The 22,816-nt window shown below is 74.9% G+C and carries 23 protein-coding genes and 1 tRNA gene; 7 read left to right on the top strand and 17 right to left on the bottom strand.

Translation table 11 applies throughout. The features are described from left to right. Position 1 precedes the first annotated feature (1 nt). The 10 genes from hisF to ML340_RS06290 all read right to left on the bottom strand — a co-directional run bounded on the left by hisF (position 2) and on the right by ML340_RS06290 (position 9,811). Positions 2 to 775 carry an imidazole glycerol phosphate synthase subunit HisF gene (gene hisF, locus ML340_RS06335; RefSeq protein WP_240097838.1) on the bottom strand — a complete coding sequence of 258 codons (774 nt, stop codon included), beginning with the start codon at positions 773 to 775 and terminating at the stop codon, positions 2 to 4. Continuing rightward, complete coding sequence (locus ML340_RS06330; RefSeq protein WP_240097836.1) at positions 769 to 1,518, bottom strand: 1-(5-phosphoribosyl)-5-[(5-phosphoribosylamino)methylideneamino]imidazole-4-carboxamide isomerase; 750 nt, start codon at positions 1,516 to 1,518, stop codon at positions 769 to 771. The genes hisF and ML340_RS06330 overlap by 7 nt, the downstream gene beginning before the upstream one ends. Beyond that, positions 1,515 to 2,129: an imidazole glycerol phosphate synthase subunit HisH gene (hisH, locus tag ML340_RS06325; protein ID WP_240097834.1), complete on the bottom strand. Its 615-nt coding sequence runs from the start codon at positions 2,127 to 2,129 to the stop codon at positions 1,515 to 1,517. Before hisH ends, ML340_RS06330 begins: the two co-directional genes overlap by 4 nt. Before the next feature lie 16 nt (positions 2,130 to 2,145). Then, positions 2,146 to 3,231 carry a bifunctional histidinol-phosphatase/imidazoleglycerol-phosphate dehydratase HisB gene (hisB, locus tag ML340_RS06320; protein WP_240097825.1) on the bottom strand — a complete coding sequence of 362 codons (1,086 nt, stop codon included), beginning with the start codon at positions 3,229 to 3,231 and terminating at the stop codon, positions 2,146 to 2,148. Continuing rightward, positions 3,228 to 4,322 carry a histidinol-phosphate transaminase gene (gene hisC / locus ML340_RS06315; protein WP_240097823.1) on the bottom strand — a complete coding sequence of 365 codons (1,095 nt, stop codon included), beginning with the start codon at positions 4,320 to 4,322 and terminating at the stop codon, positions 3,228 to 3,230. Before hisC ends, hisB begins: the two co-directional genes overlap by 4 nt. Continuing rightward, the gene (gene hisD, locus ML340_RS06310) at positions 4,319 to 5,617 is read right to left on the bottom strand and encodes a histidinol dehydrogenase (protein ID WP_240097821.1); all 1,299 of its coding nucleotides are present in this window, start codon (positions 5,615 to 5,617) and stop codon (positions 4,319 to 4,321) included. The genes hisC and hisD overlap by 4 nt, the downstream gene beginning before the upstream one ends. Continuing rightward, on the bottom strand, positions 5,614 to 6,528 hold the full coding sequence (gene hisG / locus ML340_RS06305; protein WP_240097819.1) for an ATP phosphoribosyltransferase: 915 nt from the start codon (positions 6,526 to 6,528) through the stop codon (positions 5,614 to 5,616). Before hisG ends, hisD begins: the two co-directional genes overlap by 4 nt. Then, positions 6,525 to 6,851, bottom strand: a complete 327-nt coding sequence (locus ML340_RS06300) for a YerC/YecD family TrpR-related protein (RefSeq protein WP_240097817.1) — start codon at positions 6,849 to 6,851, stop codon at positions 6,525 to 6,527. Before ML340_RS06300 ends, hisG begins: the two co-directional genes overlap by 4 nt. Before the next feature lie 171 nt (positions 6,852 to 7,022). After that, positions 7,023 to 7,931, bottom strand: coding sequence for a M48 family metallopeptidase (locus tag ML340_RS06295; RefSeq protein ID WP_240097815.1), 909 nt, complete (start codon positions 7,929 to 7,931; stop codon positions 7,023 to 7,025). Positions 7,932 to 7,966: 35 nt separating this feature from the next. Then, entirely contained in the window at positions 7,967 to 9,811 is a 1,845-nt protein-coding gene (locus ML340_RS06290; RefSeq protein ID WP_275672648.1) for a formylglycine-generating enzyme family protein, read from the bottom strand. A 78-nt stretch (positions 9,812 to 9,889) separates the two neighbouring features. Between ML340_RS06290 and rnd the strand changes: the two genes are divergently transcribed. Both rnd and ML340_RS06280 read left to right on the top strand, forming a co-directional pair. Further along, entirely contained in the window at positions 9,890 to 10,999 is a 1,110-nt protein-coding gene (rnd, locus tag ML340_RS06285) for a ribonuclease D (protein WP_240097811.1), read from the top strand. A gap of 13 nt (positions 11,000 to 11,012) precedes the next feature. Beyond that, positions 11,013 to 11,088 (top strand) — tRNA-Ala (locus tag ML340_RS06280). Between the two features lie 119 nt (positions 11,089 to 11,207). On the opposite strand, the gene ML340_RS06275 is transcribed toward ML340_RS06280, so the two are convergent. Continuing rightward, positions 11,208 to 11,651, bottom strand: a complete 444-nt coding sequence (locus ML340_RS06275; protein WP_240097809.1) for an alpha/beta hydrolase fold domain-containing protein — start codon at positions 11,649 to 11,651, stop codon at positions 11,208 to 11,210. A gap of 117 nt (positions 11,652 to 11,768) precedes the next feature. Between ML340_RS06275 and ML340_RS06270 the strand changes: the two genes are divergently transcribed. Further along, on the top strand, positions 11,769 to 12,401 hold the full coding sequence (locus tag ML340_RS06270; protein ID WP_240097806.1) for a TetR family transcriptional regulator: 633 nt from the start codon (positions 11,769 to 11,771) through the stop codon (positions 12,399 to 12,401). Between the two features lie 21 nt (positions 12,402 to 12,422). Here ML340_RS06270 and ML340_RS06265 read toward each other — a convergent pair whose 3' ends face one another. Next, positions 12,423 to 14,000, bottom strand: coding sequence for a serine hydrolase domain-containing protein (locus ML340_RS06265; RefSeq protein ID WP_240097804.1), 1,578 nt, complete (start codon positions 13,998 to 14,000; stop codon positions 12,423 to 12,425). A gap of 111 nt (positions 14,001 to 14,111) precedes the next feature. On the opposite strand from ML340_RS06265, the gene ML340_RS06260 reads away from it, so the two are divergent. The 4 genes from ML340_RS06260 to ML340_RS06245 are packed head-to-tail and all read left to right on the top strand — an operon-like array spanning position 14,112 to position 18,710. Then, positions 14,112 to 15,524: a C40 family peptidase gene (locus ML340_RS06260; protein ID WP_240097802.1), complete on the top strand. Its 1,413-nt coding sequence runs from the start codon at positions 14,112 to 14,114 to the stop codon at positions 15,522 to 15,524. Continuing rightward, positions 15,521 to 16,618, top strand: a complete 1,098-nt coding sequence (locus tag ML340_RS06255; RefSeq protein ID WP_240097800.1) for a dipeptide epimerase — start codon at positions 15,521 to 15,523, stop codon at positions 16,616 to 16,618. The genes ML340_RS06260 and ML340_RS06255 overlap by 4 nt, the downstream gene beginning before the upstream one ends. A gap of 59 nt (positions 16,619 to 16,677) precedes the next feature. Then, entirely contained in the window at positions 16,678 to 17,466 is a 789-nt protein-coding gene (locus ML340_RS06250; RefSeq protein ID WP_240097798.1) for a L,D-transpeptidase family protein, read from the top strand. Then, complete coding sequence (locus ML340_RS06245) at positions 17,463 to 18,710, top strand: dicarboxylate/amino acid:cation symporter (RefSeq protein WP_240097797.1); 1,248 nt, start codon at positions 17,463 to 17,465, stop codon at positions 18,708 to 18,710. The genes ML340_RS06250 and ML340_RS06245 overlap by 4 nt, the downstream gene beginning before the upstream one ends. Positions 18,711 to 18,722: 12 nt before the next feature. Here the strand turns inward: ML340_RS06245 and ML340_RS06240 are convergent, their stop codons facing one another. The 5 genes from ML340_RS06240 to modA are packed head-to-tail and all read right to left on the bottom strand — an operon-like array spanning position 18,723 to position 22,656. Continuing rightward, positions 18,723 to 19,145 (bottom strand): EamA family transporter, encoded by a 423-nt coding sequence (locus ML340_RS06240; protein WP_240097795.1) that lies wholly within the window; start codon positions 19,143 to 19,145, stop codon positions 18,723 to 18,725. Between the two features lie 2 nt (positions 19,146 to 19,147). Next, a complete protein-coding gene (locus tag ML340_RS06235) occupies positions 19,148 to 20,128 on the bottom strand; it encodes a bile acid:sodium symporter (RefSeq protein ID WP_240097793.1) in 981 nt (326 codons plus the stop codon). Then, a complete protein-coding gene (gene modC / locus ML340_RS06230; protein ID WP_240097791.1) occupies positions 20,125 to 21,189 on the bottom strand; it encodes a molybdenum ABC transporter ATP-binding protein in 1,065 nt (354 codons plus the stop codon). Before modC ends, ML340_RS06235 begins: the two co-directional genes overlap by 4 nt. Positions 21,190 to 21,191: 2 nt before the next feature. After that, complete coding sequence (gene modB, locus ML340_RS06225) at positions 21,192 to 21,872, bottom strand: molybdate ABC transporter permease subunit (RefSeq protein ID WP_240097789.1); 681 nt, start codon at positions 21,870 to 21,872, stop codon at positions 21,192 to 21,194. 10 nt (positions 21,873 to 21,882) lie between these two features. Further along, positions 21,883 to 22,656, bottom strand: a complete 774-nt coding sequence (gene modA / locus ML340_RS06220) for a molybdate ABC transporter substrate-binding protein (RefSeq protein ID WP_240097788.1) — start codon at positions 22,654 to 22,656, stop codon at positions 21,883 to 21,885. Positions 22,657 to 22,816: the final 160 nt, after the last annotated feature.

The following is a 22,816-nucleotide window of genomic DNA, read 5'->3' as shown; positions in this document are numbered from 1 at the left end:
TTCAGGCACGGCGCACCTCGATGCCATGGGCGGACAGGTGGTCCTTGAGATCCGGGATCGCGATCGCCCCGGTATGGAAGACGCTGGCGGCGAGCGCGGCATCGACGTCGGCCTCGCGGAACACCGCGACGAAGTGGTCGGGCGCACCGGCCCCGCCGGAGGCCACCAGCGGCACCGTGCACACCGCGCGCACCGCCTGCAGCTGGGGGATGTCGTAGCCGGCACGCACGCCGTCGCTGCCCATGCAGTTGAGGACGATCTCGCCGGCGCCGCGCTGCTGCACCTCGCGCACCCAGTCCAGGGTGCGCCGGCCCTCGCTGCGGGTGCGCGCTGGGTCGCCGGTGTAGCTGCGCACCCGCCATTCCCCGTCCGGGTCGCGCACCGAATCGATGCCGAGCACCACGCACTGGCTGCCGAACTCGGCGGCCAGCGCGTCCACCAGGCCGGGCTGCTGCAGCGCCGGGGTGTTGATCGAGACCTTGTCGGCGCCGGCGTGCAGCACCGCGCGCGCGCGCTCCACCCCGTCGATGCCGCCGGCCACGCAGAACGGGATGTCGAGCAGGTCGGAGACCCGCCGCACCCAGTCCACGTCCACCGCGCGCCCCTCCGGGCTGGCGCCGATGTCGTAGAACACCAGCTCGTCGGCGCCGGCGTCGCGGTAGCGCAGGGCGAGCTCCTCGATCGCGCCCATGTCCACGTGGTCGCGGAAGCGCACGCCCTTGACCACCCGCCCGCCGCGCACGTCCAGGCAGGGGATGATGCGCCGGCTCAGCATGCCGCCGCCTCCGCCGCCAGCACCTCGGCCAGCGCCAGCCGTCCCTCCAGCAGGGCGCGCCCGAGGATGGCCGCGCTGCAGCCGAGTGCGCGCACCGCGGCGACGTCGCCGGCGTCGCGGATGCCGCCGGAGGCCTGCAGCGCCAGCGTCGGCCAGGCCTGCCGCAGCCAGCGGTAGAGTGCGAGGTTGGGGCCGGCGAGCATGCCGTCGCGGTCGATGTCGGTGCACAGCACGTGCTGCGCGCCGTGGTCGCGGTAGAACCCGAGCAGGCCGTCGAGGGTGGCGCCGGTGGCCTCGGTCCAGCCGTGCACCGGTACCCGCCAGACGCCGTCCGCGTCGCAGCGTGCGTCCAGCGCCAGCACCAGGCGCCCGCCGCCGTGGGCGCGCAGCCAGCCGGCCACCCGCTGCGGCTCGCGCACCGCCAGCGACCCGACCACCACCCGCGCCGCGCCGGCCTCGAGCAGCGCGGCCACGTCGCCATCGCCGCGCACGCCGCCGCCGGTCTGCACGTGGAGGCCAGTGGCGGCGACGATCCGGCGCAGCAGCGGCAGCAGGGTATAGCCGCCGGCGCGCGCCGCGTCCAAGTCCACCAGGTGCAGCCAGCGCGCGCCGGCCGCGGCATAGGCCTCGGCCTGGGCCAGCGGGTCGGCTGCGTACTCGGTCTGGCGGGCGTAGTCGCCCTGCGCCAGCCGCACCACGCGGCCGGCGCGCACGTCGATCGCGGGAATGGGGGCGAAGCTCATGCCGGGCTCCAGCGCAGGAAGTTGGCGAGCAGGCGCGCACCGACCGCGCCCGAGCGCTCGGGATGGAACTGCACCCCGGCGAGGTTGGCGCGCGCCACCAGCGCCGCGAACTCGCGCCCGTGGCTGCAGGTGGCCAGCGTGTCCGCGCCGGGGTCCGCCGCGTAGCTGTGCACGAAGTAGGCCTGCTGCCCAGCCGCGATGCCGTCCAGCAGCGGATGCTCGCGCCGTGGCTGCAGCGCGTTCCAGCCCATGTGCGGCAGGCGCAGGCCGGGCGCGGCGGGCAGCCGGCGCACGCGCCCCGGCAGCCAGCCCAGGCCGTCCACCGCGCCCTCCTCGCTGTGCTCGAACAACACCTGCATGCCGATGCAGATGCCCAGCAGCGGCACCCCGCGCGCGAACACCGCCTCGCGCAGCGCCGGCACCAGCCCGTGTTCGCGCAGGATCGCCATCACCGGCGCCGCCGCGCCCACGCCCGGCAGCAGCAGGCGCTCGGCCGCCGCGATCCGCGCCGGGTCGCGGGTCAGCTCCGGGGTGGCGCCCAGCCGCTCCAGCGCCGCGCGCACCGAGCCGAGGTTGGCGCCGCCGGCATCCACCATCACCAGTGCGCTCATGCCGCCCGCCCCCGCCTCACAGCACGCCCTTGCTGCTGGGCAGCGCGCCGCCGGCCTCGCGCCGTAGCGCCTGGCGCAGGGCGCGCGCGACCGCCTTGAAGCAGGCCTCGACCTGGTGGTGCGCGTTGTCGCCGCGCACCGCCAGGTGCAGGGTGATGCCACCGGCCTGGCACAGGGAATGGAAGAAATGCGGCACCAGCTCGGTCGGCAGGTCGCCCACGCGCTCGCGCGCGAAGCCCCCCTCGAACGCGAACCACGGCCGTCCGGACAGGTCGAGCACCGCACTCGCCTGCGCCTCGTCCATCGGCAGGGTGAAGCCGTAGCGGCCGATCCCGCGCTTGTCGCCGAGCGCCTCGCGCAGGGCCTGGCCGAGCGCCAGCGCGCAGTCTTCCACGGTGTGGTGCTCGTCGATGTGGAGGTCGCCGCGGCACTGCAGGCGCAGGCCGAAGCCGCCGTGGGTGCCCAGCTGCTCCAGCATGTGGTCGAAGAAGCCGAGCCCGGTGGCCACCTGCGGCGGGCAGGCGGCGTCGAGGTCGAGTTCCACCGCGATCTCGGTCTCGCGCGTGCGCCGCTGCACGCGCGCGGTGCGCGGCGCATCCACCAGCGCGTGCGCGACCGCCGCCCAGTCCAGGCCGTCGCCGAACTGCGGGCTGGCCAGCTTGAAGCCGCGGATGCCGAGGTTGGCGGCGAACGCGAGGTCGGTGTCGCGGTCGCCCACCATCGCGCTGCGCGCCCAGTCGATCCCGCGGTCCTTGAGCAGGTGCAGGACCAGGCCGATGCCGGGCTTGCGGGTCGGTAGCTGCTCGTGCGGGAAGCTGCGGTCGATCAGCACCTCGCGGAAGCGGATGCCTTGGCTCTCGAACACCTGCAGCATCAGCGCATGCGGCCCGGCGAACGCTTCCTCCGGGAACGCCGGGGTGCCGAGGCCGTCCTGGTTGCTGACCATCACGAACTGCCAGCCGGCGTCGCGCAGGCGCAGCAGCGCCGGGATCACGCCCTGCACGAAGCGCAGCTTCGGGTAGGCGTCGATCTGGAAATCCGCCGGCTCCTCGATCAGGGTGCCGTCGCGGTCGACGAACAGGATCGGCGCCGGCGCGCTCATGCCGCCCTCCGCAGCGCCGCCAGCGCGGCGATGACCGCGTCGTTCTCGGCCGGGGTGCCGAGGCTGATCCGCAGCGCGTCGGCCAGGCGCGGGTCGGCGCGCATGTCGCGCACCACGATCCCGGCCGCCAGCAGCGCGTCGTAGGCGGCCTGCGCCTGCGCGCAGCGCACCAGCAGGAAATTGCCCTGCGAGGGATACACCCGGCGCACCGCCGGCAGCGCCGCGAGCGCCGCCGCGAGCCGGGCGCGCTCGGCGCGCGCCTGCGCCACCCGCGCCGCGGTGGCCGCCAGCGCCGCCGGCTGCAGGGCCGCCAGCGCCGCCGCGACCGCCGGCTGCGCCAGCGGATACGGCGCCTGGCAGCGCTGCAGCAGGCCGACGATTTCGCGGCTCGCCAGCACCGCGCCGATCCGCGCCGCCGCCAGCGCATGCGCCTTGGACAGGGTCCGCAGCAGCACCAGGTTGTCGTGCGCGGCCAAGAGGTCCGCCCCGGCCGCGGCGTCGGCGTACTCGGCATAGGCGCCGTCGACCACCACCAGCGCCCGGCCCTCGAGGCGCGCGGCCAGCGCGGCCAGCGCGGCCGGCTCCAGCGCCTCCCCGGTCGGGTTGCCCGGCGCGCACACGAACACCAGGCTGGCGGCGGCAGCGAGCGCGGCCTGCGCCATCGCATCGAGGTCGCTGCGCCAGCCGGCGTCGGTGTCCTCCGCCGGCACCTCCACCACCCGCGCGCCGTGCAGGCGTGCGCACACCGCGTACATGCCGAACACCGGCGGCGCGGTCACGATCGCGCCCTGCCCCGGCGCGCAGAACGCGCGCAGCAGCAGGTCGATGCCCTCGTCGCTGCCGCGGGTCGCCAGCACCTGCGCCGGCGCGACCGCGTACAGCCGCGCCAGCGCCTCGCGCAGGGCCGCCGGCTGTGGATCCGGGTAGCGGCGCAGGCCGCCGCCGGGATCCGCGCTGGAGGCCTGCGCGGATTCATTGGCGTTCAGCCACACCTGACCGCTGGCCTGGCTGCTGCGCGCGCTGCGGTAGCCGCCGAACTCGCGCAGGTCCGGGCGCAGCAGGCGCTGCGCGGTGCTCGCCGCGGTACTCATGCCTCAGCCGCCAGGCGCAGCTGGACCGCGCGCGCATGCGCGTGCAGGCCCTCGGCCTCGGCCAGGGTGACCGCGCACGGGCCGATCGTGCCGATCCCGGCGCGGCTGGCGCGCTGCACCGTCAGCGACTTCATGAAGCTCGACACCGACAGCCCGCTCCAGGCGCGCGCCGCGCCGCCGGTCGGCAGCACGTGGTTGCTGCCGCTGCAGTAGTCGCCCAGCGATTCGGGCGTGTAGTCGCCGAGGAACACGGTGCCGGCGTTGCGCACCGCCGGCAGCCAGCGCTCCGGCTCGCGCACCGACAGGATCAGGTGCTCGGGCGCGTAGTCGTTGCTCAGCTCGACCGCCTGCGCGATGTCGGCGACCCGGATCAGGCGCGAGTGCGCCAGCGCCTGGCGCGCGATCGCGGCGCGCGGCAGGGTTTCGAGTTGGCGCTCGACCTCGGCGGCGGCCGCGGCGATCAGGCCGGCGTCGTCGCTGAGCAGGATCACCTGGGAGTCGGGGCCGTGCTCGGCCTGCGACAGCAGGTCGGCGGCCACGAACGCGGGGTTGGCGCCGGCATCGGCGATCACCAGCACCTCGGACGGCCCGGCCGGCATGTCGATCGCCGGCCCGTCCGGGCGCTCGGCGGCCTGGCGCTTGGCCTCGTCCACCCAGGCGTTGCCGGGGCCGAACAGCTTCTCGCAGCGCGGCACGCTGGCGGTCCCGAAGCTCATCGCGGCGATCGCCTGCGCGCCGCCGAGCTTGAAGATGCGCGCGTTCGGCGCGTAGCTGGCGGCCACCAGCACCGCCGGGTCGGCGCTGCCGTCGCGGCGCGGCGGGGTGCACAGCACGATCTGCGCGCAGCCGGCCAGCTGCGCCGGGATCGCCAGCATCAGCGCGGTCGAGGGCAGCGGCGCGCTGCCGGCCGGCACGTACAGCCCGACCGGGCTGATCGGCCGCAGCACGCGCTCGCAGCGCACGCCGGGCGCGGTGTCGAGCGCGTAGGCGCGCGGCATGCCGGCGCGGTGGAAGGCCTCGATGCGGGCGGCGGCCTCGTCGATCGCCGCGCGCAGGGCCGGGCCGACCGCCGCGAACGCCGCACTGCGCTCCTGCGCGCCGACCTCGAACGTCTCCAGCCGCACCCCGTCGTAGTGCTCGGTCAGCACCCGCAGGGCGACGTCGCCGCGCGCGGCCACGTCGGCCATCACCTCCTCCACCCGCGCGCGCACGCCCGGCGCCAGCGCGCGGGTCGGGCGAGTCAGCAACTGCGCGCGGGCCGCCGCGTCCTGCGCATCCCAGTCGATCGTCTTCATGCCAGCATCCTCTCCACCGGCAGCACCATCAGGCTGCGCGCACCGGCACGCTTGAGTTCCTCCAGCCGCTGCCAGGTCACCACCCCATGGCAGAGGGCCTGCATCGCCAGCAGGTCCTGGCCCTCGACCGGATAGGCGGTCGGCGGTTCGGCGTCCGGCAGCAGCCGCAGCACGTCCGCCAGCGCCGCGCGCGGGGCCTGGAACATCAGCAGCTTGCTGTCGCGGATGCGCAGCACGCCGTCGATCCGGCGCAGCAGCATCTGCGCGGTCTCGGCCAGGGTCGGGTCGAGCTCCGCCTCCGGCCCGGCCAGCACCGCCTCGCTCTGCAGCAGGTCGCACACCGGGGTGAGCTGGTTGGCGGCCAGGGTCGCGCCGCTGGAGACCAGGTCGCAGACCACGTCGGCCTGGCCCAGGCGCGGGGCGATCTCGACCGAGCCCGACAGCACCACCACCTCCGCCTGCACGCCCTGGGCGTCCAGCCAGTCGCGGGTGAGTGCCGGGTACGAGGTGGCGATCCGGCGTCCCTGCAGCTGCGCCGGCCCCTGCCAGGCCCAGTCCTGCGGCACCGCCAGCGCCAGTCGGCAGCCGCCGAAGCCGAGCGCGCGCCACTCGCGCACGTTCGCGCCGCGCCCGGCGCGGCGGCGCTCGCTGGCCTGTTCCTGCAGCACGTTGCGGCCGACGATGCCGAGGTCGCACAGGCCGCTGTCGATCAGCCCGGGGATGTCGTCGTCGCGCACCAGCAAGAGATCGACCGGGGCGTTGTCGCCGTAGCAGAACAGCTTGTCCGGGCTTTCGCGCCAGGACAGGCCGCAGCTGCCGAGCAGCGCGCGCGCCGGTTCGCTGAGGCGGCCGTTCTTCTGGATGGCGATGCGCAGGCGTTCGCGCACGCCGGGAGCGGGAGGGGGGCTCATCGGGAACCTCGGTCGGAGGCAGGCAGGGTGGCCAGCGCCGCGGCATAGCCGCCGGCGCCGCGTTCGAGGGTGCGCGCGACCCGGCCGATGGTCGTCACGCTGACGCCGGTGCGGTCGTGGATCGCGCGGTAGGGCGTGCCGGCGCGCAGCAGCGGCACCACCTTCCAGCGGTCGGCGAGCGCCTCCAGTTCGGCCGGCGTGCACAGGTCCTGCAGGAAGGCCGCGACCGCAGCCGGATCGCGCAGCGCGGCCAGCACCTGCGCCAGCGCGCGCAGGCCGGCGTCGGCGTCGGGTCCGGGCGGGAGGTGGGTGCGGGTCTTCACGGTGCGGGCATGCTTCAATGTATTAACGCGCTATCACATTAACGCATTGAATGATCCTGCGCAAGTGCGCGCGCCGACGACCCGCGCACCGCGCAGGCAACGGTTCAGTTCAGGACGGGGCACCGGCCGGGACGGTCGCAGGGCGTGGCTACGACCGGCGGCGGCATGCGTTCAGCGTGCGGCGACCGCAGGCGACGGCGCGGAGGTGCAGAACCGCGCGCGGTAGGCCTCCGCTTTCGGCAGCAGCGCCTGCAACTGCTGGATGCGGGTGTCGGCGCTGGGATGGGTGGACGCGAATTCGGGCGGGCTGCGCCCGCCTGACGCCTGCGCCATGCGCTGCCAGAGCGGGATCGCCTCCGCCGGATCGAAGCAGGCGGCGGCCGCCAGCAGCAAGCCCAGTTCGTCGGCCTGGGTCTCCTGGCTGCGCGCGTAGGGCAGCGCGCTGCCGTAGCCATAGGCCGACATCACCGCCTGCAGGGTGCCCTGGTCCATGCCGCTCATCGCGCCGGCCAGCTGGCCGAGCTGCTCGAGGCGGCCGCGGGTCATGCGCTGCGCGCCGTGGCGCAGCAGCGCATGCGCGATCTCGTGCCCCATCACCACCGCCATCGCATCGGCGTTCTGCGCGACCGGGATCAGGCCGGTGTAGACCGCCATCTTGCCGCCGGGCAGGCAGAAGGCATTGGCCTGGTCGGACTGCAGCACGCTCACCTGCCAGTCGAAGCCGCGTTCGACGTGGCTGGCCGCCAGGCCGTGTTCGGCGGCCACGGCGTCGGTCACCGCCGGGACCTTCGCCACCAGCCGCTGCATGATGCCGGCGATCTGGCGCGCGGCCGGCGCGGAGGGATCCAGCGGCCGCTCCTGCTGCAGGATCTCGCGGTAGGCCTGCAGCCCGAGCGCCTTCTCGTCCTCGGGCGAGATGCTGCGGTCGATCACCGCCGCCTCGCCGGTCAGCGGGTCGATGCTGCGGTTGGAGAACCAGTACCAGGCGGCGTAGCCGGCGAACAGCACCAGCACCCACACCCGCAGCCCACCGAATCCGCGCCGCGACGCGCCCTGACCGCCCTCGGGATACTGCCGCATGTCCGCCCTCCCCGGCCCGCGCAGCGGGCCTGTGCTCACAATACACGCACCAGCCGGAAGCCGACCCGCGCATTGGTGGCATCCACCCCGCCGAACGCACGCCAGGCCGAGCGCGCCTGGCTCGGCGCGCTCGCCCAGGAGCCGCCGCGGTACAGCCGGTTGCGGCAGCCGGGATTGACCCAGGCCGCGCCGGTGGCCGGGGCCCGCCGGTAGCCGGCATGCCAGCAGTCGGCCACCCATTCGCTGACGTTGCCGTCCATGTCGTACAGGCCGAACGCATTCGGCGCGAAGCTCCCGACCGGCGCCGGCCCCCACCAGCCGTCGCCATAGTCGGGCACCGCATTGCCCCAGCGCCGGCCCTGCGGCGAGACGTCGCGCGCACCGGCGAGGTTCTCGCTGGCCGCCGGCGGGGTCGGCCGATCGCCCCACGGCCAGCGGCTGCGGCTGCCGGCGCGCAGGGCGTATTCGAACTCGGCCTCGCTCGGCAGCCGGTAGTGCGCGCCGGTCTGCTGCGACAGCCAGGCGGCGTAGGCCTCGGCGTCGCGCGCGGCGACGTGCAGCACCGGCATGTCGTCGCCCGCCGGGCGGCCGTCGTAGCCGGAGCGCCAGTCGATCCCGCTGGCGCGCACGAAATTGCCGCTGCGCGCGTCGTACACCAGCGAATGCCCGCGCTGGGTCGCGCGCGGCACGTAGCCGCTGGCCTGCACGAAGCGGCGGAACTGGCCGACCGTGACCTCGCGCCGCATCATCGCGAACCCGCGCTCGAACCGCACCGCATGCTGCGGACGCTCCAGCTCGCTGCCGGCCGGATCGTCGTCGGGCGACCCCATGCGGAACGCGCCGTGCGGCACCACCACCAGCTCCGGCCCGCGCGCGCCGTCGGCCAGGCCGTCGGTGAACACCTGCCCGGGCCGGAACAGCCCGTAATGGGTGGCCAGGTCGATGCGCTCGCGCAGCTCGAGGCTGGCCGGATGCGCGGGATCGCCGATCCGCAGCATCTGCGCGAGGTGGCCGCGGGCCACGTCGAGCCCGCGCGGATCGGCCAGCGCGATCAGGCCGGCATCGCGCAGCGCGCGCAGGCGCGCCTCGCGCGCGGCCTCCACCCGTGCCTTCGCCGCTGCGACCGCGGCGGCGCCGGCCGCGCCGCGCACCCGCGCCGCCTGTTGCAGCGCAGCGGCCGCCGCGGCGAAATCGCCGGAGGCCGCCGCGCCTTCCGCACGCGCGAGCAAGGCCTGTTCGATCGCCGCCAATCCGGCCTGCGCGCGCGCCGATCCGGGCGCCAGCGCCAGCGCCGCGCGGAAGGCCGCGAGCGCACCGCCGGGCTCGCCGGCCGCCGGATCGCCGATCTCGCCCGCCCCCAGCAAGGCCTCGCCGCGCGCGTTCCACTGCCAGGCCTGCTCGGCCGCCAGCACCCGCGCCTCCAGCGCCTCGGTCTCGGCCTGCCCGGGCCACAGGCGGCGCGCGACCACCGCGCGCTGCTGCGCCGCGCGCAACGCCGCAGGGTCGGCGTCGGCCGCCGCGAGGGCGGCGTCCGCCTGCCGCAGCAGCGCGGAGCGCGCCGCCTCCAGCAGGCGCGCATCGCCGGCGGCGGCGGGATCGGCGCGGCGCAGTGCATACAGCAGCGGCAGCGCCGAGTCGGGATGTTCGAACAGGTCGCCGGCGGCCAGCGCGCGCCGCGCCTGCGCCCGCGCGCGCGCCACCTCGCCCGGCGCGAGCACGACTTCCGGCAAGCGCCAGCTGAGCAGCTGGGCGAGCGCATCGTCACCGCTGATCTGCACCCGCCCGGGCGCTGGCGGCGCCTGGGCTTGCGCCGGCGCAGTCGCCGGCGGCGCAGGCGCCGGCCGGCAGCCGCTGGCCGCGGCTACCAGCAGCAGGAACATCGCCCAATGCGCACGCACGCCGCGTTCGTCCTCCACCGGATGCGGGCAAGGGTACGCGATCGCCCGCATAATGGGCCGATGCCCCATTGGATCGATACCCCCGCGGCGCTGCGCGCCGCCCTCGCCGCGCCGCCACCCGTGATCGGGCTGGACACCGAGTTCATCCGCGAACGCACCTACTGGCCGCAGCTGGCGCTGGTGCAGATCGCGCTGGCCGATGCCGACGATGCCATCCTGCTGGTGGATGCCCTGGCCCCCGGGATCGCGCCGGTGCTGGCCGGGTTGCTGGCGGATCCGGGCGTGCTCAAGGTCATGCACAGCCCGAGCGAGGATCTGATCGCGCTCGGCCGCGCCTGCGGCACGTCGCCGGCGCCGCTGTTCGACACCCAGCAGGCCGCGGCGCTGGCCGGCCTCGGCGCCGGCCTCGGCTACCAGAAGCTGGTGCAGGCGCTCACCGGCATCACGCTGGACAAGGGCGAGACCCGCTCCGACTGGCTGCGCCGGCCATTGAGCGCCGCCCAGCTCGACTATGCCGCCGCCGACGTCCGCCACCTGCACGCGCTGCATGCGCAGCTCGCTCAGCGCCTGCAGGCGCTCGGCCGCAGCGAGTGGGAAGCCGAGGACAGCGCCCGCCTGCTCGCCCAGGCCGGTGGCGACGGCGGCGAACGCTGGCCGCACCTGGCCCTGCGCAGCGCGCAGTTCCTCGACCAGGCCGGCCAACGGCGCCTGCTGCGCCTGCTGCGTTGGCGCGACGCGCAGGCGCGCGCGAAGGACCGCCCGCGCGGCTGGATCCTCGACAACGAACTGGCGGTCGCGCTCGCGCGCGCCGCCCCGCGCGACCGCGCGGCGCTGGACCGCGTGCTCGACGCCAGCCCCAAGGCCCCGCGCGGCCTGCGCGACGCGCTCTGGGACGCGATCGCAACGCCGCTGGCGGACGAAGCCGACGCGCCGCTGGCGCGCGCGGAGGAACGCGACCGCGAGCGCCTGCGCGCCCTGCAGGCGGCGGTGCGTGCCCGGGCCGAACAGCTCGGCCTGCCGGAGACCGTGCTGGCCCCGCGTCGGCTGCTGGAGGCCCTGCTCGACGGCCCGGCGTGGCCCCCGGCCCTGTCCGGCTGGCGACGCGCGCAGTTGGAGCCTGAGCTCGCGCCGCTGCTGGCAGTTGGCAAGCCGGCCCCGGCCTCCCTATAATGCGCGTCCCGACGGGGCCATAGCTCAGCTGGGAGAGCGCGTCGTTCGCAATGACGAGGTCGGGAGTTCGATCCTCCCTGGCTCCACCATCCCCCGAAAACCCGGCGCACGCCGGGTTTTCTTTATTCCTCCGCCGGCGTGGCCTCCGCGACACCGGCACGCTCCGCCCGCCTGACGGCCTGGCGCGTACCGCACCGCATCCGACGCCTCAGGCGAGGCGCTGTGCGATCCAGGCCCCGAGCCGGCGCATCGCGGCATCGGCCGGCGGCAGCACCGCCTCGAGCGCGAGGAACCCGTGGTTGACCCCGGCCACCGGCTCCAGTTCGACCGCGACCCCGGCCTCGCGCAGGCGCTGCGCATAGACCTCGGCTTCGTCGTGCAGGATGTCGTATTCGGCCGAGAAGATCAGGGTTGGCGGCAATCCTGCGAACGCAGCATCGTGCAGCGGGGCCGCATGCGCCGGGATCCCGCGTTCCGGGTGCGGCAGGTAGGCAGCCCACGAGCGCAGTCCGCCCTCGACCTGCACCACCCGGCCCGGCTCGAGCGCGACCGCGCCACTGGAGGCCACCAGCAACCCCGCAGTGGAGGCCGCGCGCAGCCAGCGCCAGCCTGCGGCCGGCATCGCTCCCAGCGCCTGCAGCATCCGCTTCATCTGCTCTACCTGCCGGGGGCGACCGGGATTGGTCGATTTCGTTATTCATTCGTACAACGAAATTTCCGGGGATGCAAGCCCCTCCCGCCAGCCGTGGCCGGCAGGCACAATCCGGGCATGCCGCGCCCAGACAGCAACCGCAACAAGCGCGCCCTGCAGCGCGAAGCCACCCGCGCCAGCATCCTCGATGCGGCCCTGATCGAGTTCTCCGAGAAGGGCTACGAAGGCGCCTCGACGCGTGAGATCGCGCGCCGCGCCGGGGTCCATCCGGCGCTGATCAAGTACCACTTCGACGGCAAGGAAAGCCTGTGGCGGAGTGCGGTGAACTTCCTGTTCGAGCGCCAGGAGCTGGAACTGAATTTCCCCAAGATGCCGCTGGACACGCCCGATGCGCGCAAGACCTATGCGGCGGAGGCGATCCGCCAGATCGTCTACTACTTCGCGCGCCACCCCGAGCATGCGCGCCTGATGGTGCAGGAGAGCTGCAGCGACACCGAGCGCTTCCGCTGGGCCGCGGACACCCACATGGACCGCATGAGCCATGCCGCCGGCGCCTTCATCGAGCACATGCAGCGGGAGGGGGTGTTCGCGCCCGGTTCGGTCACCGCGCTGGTCTACATCCTGGTCGGCGGCGCCACGCTGTTCTACATGCTGGCGCCGGAGGTGCGCCGGGTGTGGCGGACCGATCCGCAGGATCCGGCCGCGATCGAGGCGCACGCCGAGGCGATGGTGCGCCTGTTCGTGCGCTGACCGCGCAGCGTGCGGCCGGCCTCAGCGGCAGCCGCCCACCCGCACGAAGCGCAGGTGCTCGTAGTCGGAACTGGTGTCGCCGGCGGGGTTGAGCCGCTGCATGCGCAGCAGCGGGCGGCCGGACGTGCGTGCGAACAGCAGCACCGGATCCTCGTCCACCGCCTCGTCGTCCCACTTCACCACGTAGCGCCCGTCGAGCAGGCCGACCCGGCCGTGCATGCGCGGGGACTTGGCCGACCGCCACTCGACGCCGTCGCCGGCCGGGCACAGCGCGACCTCCCCGAACCAGGGATCGCGCCAGCGGCCCAGCCACGGCCGCAGTTGCGCCGGGGTGGCCGCGACCCGGCGCGCGATGTCGGGCACCGCTGCCGCGGGACTGCCGGCAGGGGCGGCGGCCGGATGCGCCAGTTCATCGGCGTAGCCGGCGACGCCGAGCGAGCGCGCCGGCGCGGTGAACAGCTTGAGCAGCACCTCGCCCAGCACGCTGCGCGCCTGGCCGGCATCGCCGTTGATCATGAACACGAAGCCGGAACGGGCATCCGGCAGCATCAGCAGCATCGAGTACATGCCGCCGAGGGTGCCGGTGTGCGAGACCGTCCACTGCCCGTCGGCATCGGCCAGGCGCAAGCCCAGCCCGTAGGCGAGCACGTGGGTGTTGTCCCAACGCCGGCGCAGCACGGGCACCGGCATGGGGGTGTGCGCGCGCAGCATCTGCGCACGCTGCTCCGGCCCCAGCCACTGCAACTGCGCGGCCTCCGGGGCCAGCCAGTTGCGCAGCCAGGCCAGCATCGCCTCAAGGTCGCAGCGGATGCCGCCGGCCGCGGCGGCGGCGCTCTCCGGCACCTGCGCCGGATCCGGCCGGGTCGGCACGTTGCGGCCGTCGCGGCGCGCATGCGGCTGCGCCACGCTGCCGGCATCGGCCAGCGCGAACGCGCCGACCCGGCAGCCGTCCAGTCCGAGCGGGGCGAACACCTCGCGCCGCAGCAGGTCCTCGTAGGACGCCCCGCCGACCGCGGCGGCGACCTCGCCGGCCACCACGTACAGCAGGTTGTCGTAGGCGTAGCCGGCGCGGAAGTCGTAGGCCAGCGGGATGTGGCGCACGCCACGCACGATGTCGGCACGGGTGAACAGGTTCGGCTCCGGCCACAGCATCAGATCGCCGCCGCCCTCGGCCAGCCCGCTGTTGTGCACCAGCAGGTCGCGCACGGTGATGTGGCGGGTGACCCAGGGATCGGCCATCGCGAACCCGGGCAGGTGGCGCACCACCGGATCCTCCCAGCGCAGGCGGCCCTGCTGCACCAGGCGCGCCAGCAGCGCGGCGGTGAACGCCTTGCTGTTGGAAGCGATCTTGAACTGGGTGTGTACGGTGATCGGATCGCCGCTGCCGACCCGGGTCTCGCCGAAGGTACCGCGGTAGAGGACCTGGCCGTCGGCCACCACCCCGACCGCGATCCCCGGCAGCTGGTAGCGCGCCACTACCTCGCGCACCGCGGCGTCGATCGCCTCCGGGCTCGGCACCGCGACCTGCGGCTGGGCCGCAGCGAACCCGGCCGCGCACAGGCAGGCGAGGCCGGCGAGCAGGCGCAGCAGGACGGGCATGGCAGCACTCAGGCAATGGGAGGGAGACGATGATGGCATCCATCGATGCCGACGGTCGCCGGACTGCGGCGGGATTGCTAGGCTTGGGCCGATCCCGGCCATCGCCTGCCCATGCCCTTGCCTGCCCGCCACCTTCCAACCCTGCGCGCCGCCCTGCTGGCGCTGCTGCTGCTCGCCACGGCACCGGGCTGGGCGCAGGCGCCGGAGCCGCGGGCGCGACGCCTGTTCGCCATCGAGGAAGCCCAGTTGAGCCCCGACTACTGGATCGCGCGCGTGGCCGAACCCGACGCGGTGCTGCTGCCGCCGCAGGCGATCGCGGCGCGCAACGCCCGCCTGCTGCGCGAGGACCCGTCGATGCACGACCTCGCCGCGCTGCCGGCGCAGATCGACGGCACCCGCGTGCGCGCATGGATCGACGCGCTGGCCAGGCTCCCGGACGCGCCGCTGTGGGACGTGCAGGGCCAGCCGGTGCCGGCGCCGACGCTGGCCGCGATCGCCGCCAACCGCGCGCTGGCGGCGATCCCGGCGGAGCAGCCGGCGCGCTTCGCGCTCGCGGTGCGGCGCGCCGACCTGCGCGCGTTCCCGACCGATCTGCGGGTGTTCAGCCGGCGCGGCGAGACCGACATCGACCGCTTCCAGGAGAGCGCGCTGTTCCCGGGCGATCCGGTGCTGGTGGCGCACGCCAGCGCCGACGGCGCCTGGCGGTTCGTGGTCAGCCCGCGCTACGCGGCCTGGGTGCGCGCGGAGGCGATCGCCGAGGGCCCGCGCGCGGTCGTGCTCGGCTACGGCGAACGCACCCCGTACCGGGTGATCGTCGGCGCCAAGCCGCGCACCGTCTTCACCCGCGAGGACCCGCGGGTGTCCGAACTGCAGCTGGACATGGGCCTGCGCCTGCCGCTGGCCGCGCTCTCCGCGGACGCCACGGTGAACAGCCAGAATCCGTACGCGGCGTGGGCGCTGGAACTGCCGGTGCGGCAGGCCGACGGCTCGCTGGGGTTCGCGCCGGCGCTACTGCAGAAAGGCCCCGACAGCGCTCCCGATTACCTGCCGCTGACCCGTGCCAACCTGCTGCGCCAGGCCTTCAAGTTCCTCGGCGAGCGCTACGGCTGGGGCCATGCCTACGATGGCCGCGACTGCAGCGGCTTCGTGTCCGAGGTGTACCGCAGCATGGGTTTGCTGCTGCCGCGCAACACCGGCGACCAGGCGCGCAGCCCGGTGTTCGCGCGCCGCGAATTCGCGCCTGACACGCCCCGCGCGCAGCGGCTGGCGGCACTGGCCGCACTGGACGTCGGCGACCTGGTCTTCGTGCCCGGCCACGTGATGATGGTGGTCGGCCAGCGCGACGGCCAGCCGTGGGTGATCCACGACATCAACGAAGGGCATGCGCTGGACCGCGACGGGCAGCTGCGCAACCTGCAGCTCAACGGGGTATCGGTGACCCCGCTGCTGCCGCTGCGCTTCGACCGCGCCCACGACTACGTGGACCGCATGACCGCGATCGTGCGCCCGGCGGCCGCGCCATGAGGCTGGCGGCGTTGGAGCTGGGGCTGCTGCGCGCGCCGCTGCGGGTGCCGTTCCGCACCGCGCTGCGCACGGTCGAACAGGTCGAGGACGTGGTGGTGCAGCTGATCGCCGACGACGGCCGCGTCGGCCACGGCAGCGCGCCGGCCACCGCCGCGATCACCGGCGAGACCCATGCCTCGATCATCGCGGCCATCCGCGACCACATCGCCCCGCGCCTGCTCGGGCGCACGCTGGACGACCTGCGCGCCTGCAGCACCGCGGTGCAGGGCGCGCTGGCCGGCAACGGCAGCGCCAAGGCCGCGGTCGAGATCGCCCTGCACGACCTGTGGGCGCAGAGGCACGGCGCCCCGCTGTTCCGCCTGCTCGGCGGCGGGCCGACCGAGCTGCGCACCGACCTCACCATCAGCGTCAACCCGCCCGAGCGCATGGCCGCCGATGCGCTGGACGCGCTGGCGCGCGGCTTCGACGCGCTCAAGCTGAAGGTCGGCGGCGACGCCGAGGCCGACATCGCGCGGGTGCGCGCGATCGCCGCCGCGGTCGCCGGGCGCGCGCGCCTGCGCCTGGACGCCAACCAGGCCTGGGGCGCGCGCGAGGCGATCCGGGTGGTGCGCGCGCTGGAGGATGCCGGGATCGCGCTCGACCTGGTCGAACAGCCGGTCCCGGCGCACGACCTCGACGGCCTGGCCCAGGTCACCGCCGCGGTGCACACCCCGGTGCTGGCCGACGAGAGCGCGTTCGGCCCGCGCGAGGTCTTGGAACTGCTGCGCCGGCGCGCGGCCGACATCGTCAACATCAAGCTGATGAAGGCCGGCGGGATCGTACCGGCGCTGCAGATCGCGGACCTGTGCGCGGCGCACGGGGTGCCGTGCATGCTCGGCTGCATGCTCGAATCCACGATCGGGGTGACCGCCGCCGCGCACGTGGCCGCCGCGCGCGCGGCGACCATCACCCGCCTCGACCTCGACGTGCCGGCGCTGTGCCGGCACGATCCGGTCGTCGGTGCGACCCGGTTCGCGGACGCGCGCATCCTGCTCGGCGACGCACCGGGGCTGGGCATCGCCGCGATCGACGGGCTGCAGCCGCTGCCGGGATGACCACGCCCGCCGCATCCGGCATCCTTGCCGCCTCGCTCACGCCCCGAAGGCCCGCCCGCATGCGTCCACGCCGGTCGCCCGCCCTGCTGCTGTCCGCCCTGCTGCCGCTGCTGCTGGCGGCGTGCGCGCCGCGCACGCCGCTGCGCCCAGAAGCCGCGCGCTGGGCGAATGCCGGCCAGCTGGTGCTGGTCACCAGCGCCGACTGGGACAGCCCGCGCGGCCAGCTGCAGCGCTTCGAGCGCGTGGAGGGCCAGTGGCGGCCGGTCGCGGCGCCGGTGCCGGTGATGCTCGGCCGCAGCGGCAGTGCCTGGGGCCTGGGGCTGCACACCGTGCCCGCCGACGGCCCGCACAAGCGCGAGGGCGACGGCCGCGCCCCGGCCGGGGTGTTCGCCCTCGGCCCGGCGTTCGGCTATGCGCCGCAGGCCGCGACCGGCCTGCCCTACCGCGCGATGGGCGCGGACGACTGGTGCATCGACGTGCCGGACTCGCCGCTCTACAACCGGATCGTCGATCGCCGCACGGCGCCGCCCGCGGCGGTCGCCGGCGCCACCGAACCGATGCGCCGCGACCTGCACGCCGATGGCGACCTGCGCTACCGCGAGGGGTTCGTGATCCTGCACAACCCGCAGGCGGTGGCCGGCGCCGGCAGCTGCATCTTCGCCCACCTGTGGCGGGCGCCGGACGAGACCACCGCCGGCTGCACCGCCATGGCGCCGGAATCGATGCAGGCGCTGCTGGCGTGGCTGGACGCGCGCCGGCACCCGGTGTTCGTGCTGCTGCCGCAGGCGCAGTACCGGACGCTGTGGGCGGCGTGGGGCCTACCGGCGCCGGCGGGGGCCGTGCCATGAGCCAGACCCTGCGCGTGCTGCTCGGGCTCCTGGCCGGGCTGGGGCTCGGCATCCTCGGCGAGTGGCTGGCGCCGGCGCTGGCCGGCCGCGCGGCGGCGCTGGTGCAGCCGTTCGGGCGGCTATGGCTGAACGCGCTGCAGATGACGGTGGTGCCGCTGGTGCTGGCGCTGGTGGTGGTCGGGGTGAACCAGGCCAGCGATGCGGCGCAGTCCGGGCGCATCGCCCGCCGCACGATCGGCCTGTTCGTGCTGCTGCTGGCGCTGGCCGGGGCGCTCACCGCCGTGCTCGCGCCGCTGGCGCTGGCGCAGGTGCGCCCGGACCCGGCGGTCGCCGCCGCCCTGCGCGGCCATGGCGCCGAACTGCCGGCCACCGGCGCCGGCGGGTGGGCCGACGCCCTGCTGGCGATCGTGCCCAGCAATGCGGTGGCGGCGGCCGCGGCCGGGGCCATGCTGCCGCTGGTCACCTTCGCCCTGTTCTTCGGCTTCGCCCTGACCCGCCTCGCGCCGGAGCCGCGCGCGCGCATGGTCGGCTTCTTCCAGGCGCTGGCCGAGGCGATGATCGTGATCGTGCGCTGGGTGCTGTGGGCAGCGCCGCTGGGCATCTTCGCGCTGGTGTTCGCGCTGGCGGCGCAGGCCGGCCTGGGCATGCTGCAGGCGCTCGGCCTGTATGTGCTGCTGGAGTGCGCGCTGTACCTGCTGGTCAGCGCGCTGCTGGTGCTGCTGGCGGTGGCCGCCGGGCGCCAGCGCCTGCGCCCCTACCTCGCGGCGCTGCTGCCGGTGCAGGCGGTCGCGGCCAGCACCCAGTCCTCGCTGGCCACCCTGCCGGCCATGCTCGACAGCGCCGAGCGCCGCCTCGCGCAGCCGCCGCGGGTGTTCGGGCTGGTGCTGCCGATGGCGGTGTCGCTGTTCCGGATCACCTCGCCGGTGCAGTACCTCGCGACCGCCTGCTTCATCGCCTGGGCACTCGGGATCGAACTGGGCGCGGCGCAGCTGGCCACCGGGGTGCTGCTGTCGGTGCTGGTCAGCATGGGCTCGGTCGGGCTGCCCGGGCAGGCGATCTTCATCGCCACCAACCTGCCGGTGACCTCGGCGATGGGCCTGCCGGTCGCGCCGCTGCTGGTGCTGATGGCGGTCGACGCGATCCCGGACGTGCTGGCGACGGTCGGCAACGTCACCGCGGACATGACCGCCAGCACCCTGATCGCCGCGCGCGAGCCGGACCCGGCGCGCGATCCCGCCCGCTAGCCCGCGCCGGTCTCAGCGCCGCGCGATCACCAGCAGGCCGCCGACGATCATCGCCGCGCCCAGCAGCATGCGCGCGGTGATGGCCTCGCGCAGCAGCAGCCAGGCCAGCAGCATCGCCACCACCACGCTGCCCTTGTCGATCAGGGCCACGGTGGCCACCTCGCCGGCCTTCAGCGCCTTGTAGTAGAAGATCCACGACAGCGCGGTGGTGACCCCGGACAGGCCCAGCCACAGCAGGTTGTTGGCGGTCAGCCCGCCCCAGTCGCGCAGCGGGACCGCGACCGCGGCGAACAGCAGCACGAACACCGCGACGTACAGGGTGCGCACGGTCAGGCCGAGCTCGCCGGAAATCCCGGCCAGGCCCAGCTTGGCGATCACCGAGGTGAACCCGGCGAACAGCATCGACACGAACGCATACAGCACCCACTTCTCCATCTTCATCGCACTCCTCGCGGGAACAGGTGGCGCGGCACCCACCAGACGAACACCATCATCCCCAGCAGCTCCACCAGCGCCTGCAGGACGATCGCCAGCGCGGCAGTCTCCCACCCCGCCGGCAGCGCGAGGGTGAAGGGCAGCACCACGAACGAGTTGCGGGTACCGAAGCTGAAGGCCAGGGTCCGCCCCTGCACCGCCGGCAGCCGCAACAGGCGGGTCAGCGCACGCGCCAGCAGCGCCGCCAGCAGCAGCCACAGCAGGTACACCGGCACCACCCGCGGCCACAGCGGCAGCGCCGCCCTTGCGGCCATGGCCTGGCTGGCCGCGATCGCCAGCACCACCAGCGCCAGCAGCGGCACCGGCCACCAGGCCAGCCGCTCGCGCCAGGACGCGCGCGCGGGCCGCGCTTCCAGCCAGCGTTCAGCAGCCGCGGCGGCCAACAGCGGCAGCAGCACCAGCAGCAGGGCCGGCCAGGCGCTGGCCGGGGCCAGGGCCGCGCCCAGCCCGGGCCCGCCCAGCCAGCCCAGCCACAGCGGCAGCAGCAGCAACTGCAGCAGCAGGTTGAGCGGGGTCACCGCGATCGCACGCGCCGGGTCGCCGCCACCGAGCTGGTTGAACGGCAGGAACCAGTCCGTGCAGGGCACCAGCAGCACCAGCAGCACCCCCAGCCGCAGCGCCGGGTCCGGCGGCAGCAGCGGCAGCAGCAGGGCCACCAGCAGCGGGGCCAGCACGAAATTGCCGAGCAGCACCGCGGCCAGGAAGCGCCCGTCGGCGAATGCGGCGCGCACGTGCAGCAACGGCACCTGCACGAAGGTGGCGAACAGCAGCAACGCCAGCAGCGGCCACAGCGCCCGTTCGAACCCGACACGCGCCGTCGGCCAGGCCTGGCCGAGGCCCAGCCCGAGCGCCAGCGCGAGCAGGTACAGCCAGGCCTGGTGGCGTTCCAGTGCCAGCCGCGCCTTGGGCCCCGGCACGCTCATTCCAGCAGCGCCGCGGTCTTGACCTGCACCCACACCGGATCGCCCGGCTGCAGGCCGAGCGCCGCCAGCGCCTGCCGGGTGACCCGCGCCAGCACCCAATCCGGCCCCACGCCCACCCGCGCCAGCGCCAGCGCGGGATGCACATCGTCCAGCACCGCCAGCAGCCGCCCCGGCAGCTGGTTGCGCACGCTGCTGTGCACCGGCGCGGTGGCCAGCGCGACGTCGCGCGCCAGCACCCGCACCCGCACCCGCCGGCCGCAGGCGAGGCCGGCGTCGCGCAGCCACAGGTCGCCGCCCGCGCACGCCACCCGCGCCAGGTGCCAGTGCGGGTCGCGCTCGGCGACCTCGCCCTGCAGCACCACCCCGGCCTCGCCGTCGGCGTCCGCGCCCGGCGCATGCCCGGCCAGCCACTGCGCCAGCGGCCCCTGCGCGCGCACCCGCCCGGCCTCCAGTTCGACCACGTGGTCGGCCAGCCGCAGCACCTCGTCCAGCGCGTGGCTGACGTACAGGATCGGGATCGCCAGCTCGTCGCGCAGGCGCTGCAGGTAGGGCAGGATCTCGCGCTTGCGCGGCGCATCCAGCGCGGCCAGCGGCTCGTCCATCAGCAGCAGGCGCGGGCCGACCGCCAGCGCGCGCGCGATCCCGACCCGCTGGCGCTCGCCGCCGGACAGCCGCTCCGGGCGCCGCTGCAGGAGGGGCTCGATGCCCAGCAGCGCGATCGCCTGTTCCAGCGGCACCCGCCCCGCGTCGCGGCTGCGGCGCTGGCCGTAGCGCAGGTTGTCGAGCACGCTCAGGTGCGGGAACAGGTTGGCGTCCTGGAACACATAGCCGAGCGGCCGCCGGTGCGGCGGCCGCCAGTGCGCGCCGTCCTGCCAGCATTCGCCGTCCACGTACAGCCGCCCGGCGCGGCTGCGCTCGAGCCCGGCCACGCAGCGCAGCAGGGTGGTCTTGCCGGAGCCGGAGTGGCCGAACAGCGCGGTCACCCCGCGCGCCGGCAGGCGCAGGTCCACGTCCAGCGCGAAGCCCGGCCAGCCGATCGCAAAGCGCGCCTCGATCGCCATCCCTAGCCCACCGCGCGGCCGCCCGGGCGACGGCTGTAGAGCGCCAGCAGCACCAGGAAGGAGAACACCAGCAGCACCGCCGCCAGCCGGTGCGCCTCGGCGTATTCCAGCGCCTCCACATGGTCGTAGATCTGCACCGAGGCGACCCGGGTGATCCCGGGCAGGTTGCCGCCGATCATCAGCACCACCCCGAATTCGCCCACGGTGTGGGCGAAGGTCAGCACCGCCGCGGTCAGGTAGCCCGGCAGCGCCAGCGGCACCGCGACCGTGAAGAAGGCATCCAGCGGCGAGGCGCGCAGGGTGGCCGCGGCCTCCAGCGGGCGCTGGCCGACGCCTTCGAATGCGGCCTGCAGCGGCTGCACCATGAACGGCAGCGAGTAGAACACCGACGCCACCACCAGCCCGGTGAAGGTGAACGGCAGCGGGGCCAGCCCCAGCGCGTGGGTCAGGCGCCCGATCGGGCCGTCCGGCCCCATCCCCAGCAGCAGGTAGAAGCCCAGCACCGACGGCGGCAGCACCAGCGGCAGCGCCACCACCGCCCCCAGCGGCCCCTTCCAGCGGCTGCGGGTGCGCGCCAGCCACCACGCCAGCGGGGTGCCCAGCACCAGCAGGATCGCGGTGACCACCAGAGCCAGGCGCAGGGTCAGCGCCAGAGCCTCGAGGTCGCTCGCGGTCAGCCACATGCGCCGGTCCTCAGCGCACCGGTTCGCCCGGCAGTACGAAGCCGTAGCGCGCCATCACCGCGCGCGCGGCCGGGCTGGCCATGTAGGCGGCGAACTGGCGCGCCGTCGGATTGTCCGCCGCGCGCCGGGTGATCACATAGCCCTGCTCGAGCGGCGCGTGCAGACGGTCCGGGATGGTCCAGTGCCCGCCCTCGCGCGCCAGCACCGGGCTGAGCGCCAGCGACAGCGCGATGATGCCGACGTCGGCATTGCCGGTCTGCACGAACTGCGCGGTCTGCGCGACGTTCTCGCCGAATACCAGCTTCGGCTGCACTCGCTCCCACAGCCCGGCGGCGCGCAGCGCCTCCTCCGCGCGCTTGCCGTAGGGCGCGTGCTTGGGATTGGCGATCGCGATCCGCCGGATCGCCGGATCGGTGAGGCTGGCCAGGGTCATCCGGCTGGCGTCGCGGCTGCGGCTCCACAGCACGATCCGGCCGAACGCGTACGGCCGCACCGGCGCCAGCGCGTGGCCGTCGCGCACCAGCGCCTGCGGGTAGGCGATGTCGGCCGAGAAGAAGAGATCGTAGGGCGCACCCTGCTGGATCTGGGTGTGGAACTTGCCGGAGGAGCCGTACACCACCTGGATGCGGTCCTGCGGGTGCGCCTTGCGGTAAGCGGCGACGATCTCGTCCAGCGCGAACTTGAGATCGGCGGCCGCGGCCACCGTGAGCGCGCCGGCGCTGGCGGCCCCGGCCAGCAGCAGGCCGGCGAGCAGACACAGCGAACGCAGCCAAAAGGAATGCACGAAGCGCATGGGCAGGCGCCGACGATGGGCGGGACAGGATATAACGGCCGGCGCCAGCCCGCCCGCGCGCCGCCGTTGCCCGCGCAACCAAAGTTGACACTGCCGCGCGCGCCCCCGCACAGTCCGCGCATGCCCATCCGCACGGCCCACGGCGCGACCA

It is taken from the genome of Thermomonas flagellata (genome assembly GCF_022419185.1).
Classification (GTDB): Bacteria; Pseudomonadota; Gammaproteobacteria; order Xanthomonadales; family Xanthomonadaceae; genus Thermomonas; species Thermomonas flagellata.
The sequence above is the reverse complement of the archived record's forward strand: the minus strand, read 5'-3'. Positions and strand labels throughout refer to the sequence as shown.

Bases quoted from the DNA above. Each gene is read 5' to 3' on its own strand.
- hisF (WP_240097838.1), bottom strand. From the start codon at position 775: ATGCTGAGCCGGCGCATCATCCCCTGCCTGGACGTGCGCGGCGGGCGG.
- ML340_RS06330 (WP_240097836.1), bottom strand. From the start codon at position 1,518: ATGAGCTTCGCCCCCATTCCCGCGATCGACGTGCGCGCCGGCCGCGTG.
- hisH (WP_240097834.1), bottom strand. From the start codon at position 2,129: ATGAGCGCACTGGTGATGGTGGATGCCGGCGGCGCCAACCTCGGCTCG.
- hisB (WP_240097825.1), bottom strand. From the start codon at position 3,231: ATGAGCGCGCCGGCGCCGATCCTGTTCGTCGACCGCGACGGCACCCTG.
- hisC (WP_240097823.1), bottom strand. From the start codon at position 4,322: ATGAGTACCGCGGCGAGCACCGCGCAGCGCCTGCTGCGCCCGGACCTG.
- hisD (WP_240097821.1), bottom strand. From the start codon at position 5,617: ATGAAGACGATCGACTGGGATGCGCAGGACGCGGCGGCCCGCGCGCAG.
- hisG (WP_240097819.1), bottom strand. From the start codon at position 6,528: ATGAGCCCCCCTCCCGCTCCCGGCGTGCGCGAACGCCTGCGCATCGCC.
- ML340_RS06295 (WP_240097815.1), bottom strand. From the start codon at position 7,931: ATGCGGCAGTATCCCGAGGGCGGTCAGGGCGCGTCGCGGCGCGGATTC.
- ML340_RS06290 (WP_275672648.1), bottom strand. From the start codon at position 9,811: ATGTTCCTGCTGCTGGTAGCCGCGGCCAGCGGCTGCCGGCCGGCGCCT.
- rnd (WP_240097811.1), top strand. From the start codon at position 9,890: ATGCCCCATTGGATCGATACCCCCGCGGCGCTGCGCGCCGCCCTCGCC.
- ML340_RS06275 (WP_240097809.1), bottom strand. From the start codon at position 11,651: ATGAAGCGGATGCTGCAGGCGCTGGGAGCGATGCCGGCCGCAGGCTGG.
- ML340_RS06270 (WP_240097806.1), top strand. From the start codon at position 11,769: ATGCCGCGCCCAGACAGCAACCGCAACAAGCGCGCCCTGCAGCGCGAA.
- ML340_RS06265 (WP_240097804.1), bottom strand. From the start codon at position 14,000: ATGCCCGTCCTGCTGCGCCTGCTCGCCGGCCTCGCCTGCCTGTGCGCG.
- ML340_RS06260 (WP_240097802.1), top strand. From the start codon at position 14,112: ATGCCCTTGCCTGCCCGCCACCTTCCAACCCTGCGCGCCGCCCTGCTG.
- ML340_RS06255 (WP_240097800.1), top strand. From the start codon at position 15,521: ATGAGGCTGGCGGCGTTGGAGCTGGGGCTGCTGCGCGCGCCGCTGCGG.
- ML340_RS06250 (WP_240097798.1), top strand. From the start codon at position 16,678: ATGCGTCCACGCCGGTCGCCCGCCCTGCTGCTGTCCGCCCTGCTGCCG.
- ML340_RS06245 (WP_240097797.1), top strand. From the start codon at position 17,463: ATGAGCCAGACCCTGCGCGTGCTGCTCGGGCTCCTGGCCGGGCTGGGG.
- ML340_RS06240 (WP_240097795.1), bottom strand. From the start codon at position 19,145: ATGGAGAAGTGGGTGCTGTATGCGTTCGTGTCGATGCTGTTCGCCGGG.
- ML340_RS06235 (WP_240097793.1), bottom strand. From the start codon at position 20,128: ATGAGCGTGCCGGGGCCCAAGGCGCGGCTGGCACTGGAACGCCACCAG.
- modC (WP_240097791.1), bottom strand. From the start codon at position 21,189: ATGGCGATCGAGGCGCGCTTTGCGATCGGCTGGCCGGGCTTCGCGCTG.
- modB (WP_240097789.1), bottom strand. From the start codon at position 21,872: ATGTGGCTGACCGCGAGCGACCTCGAGGCTCTGGCGCTGACCCTGCGC.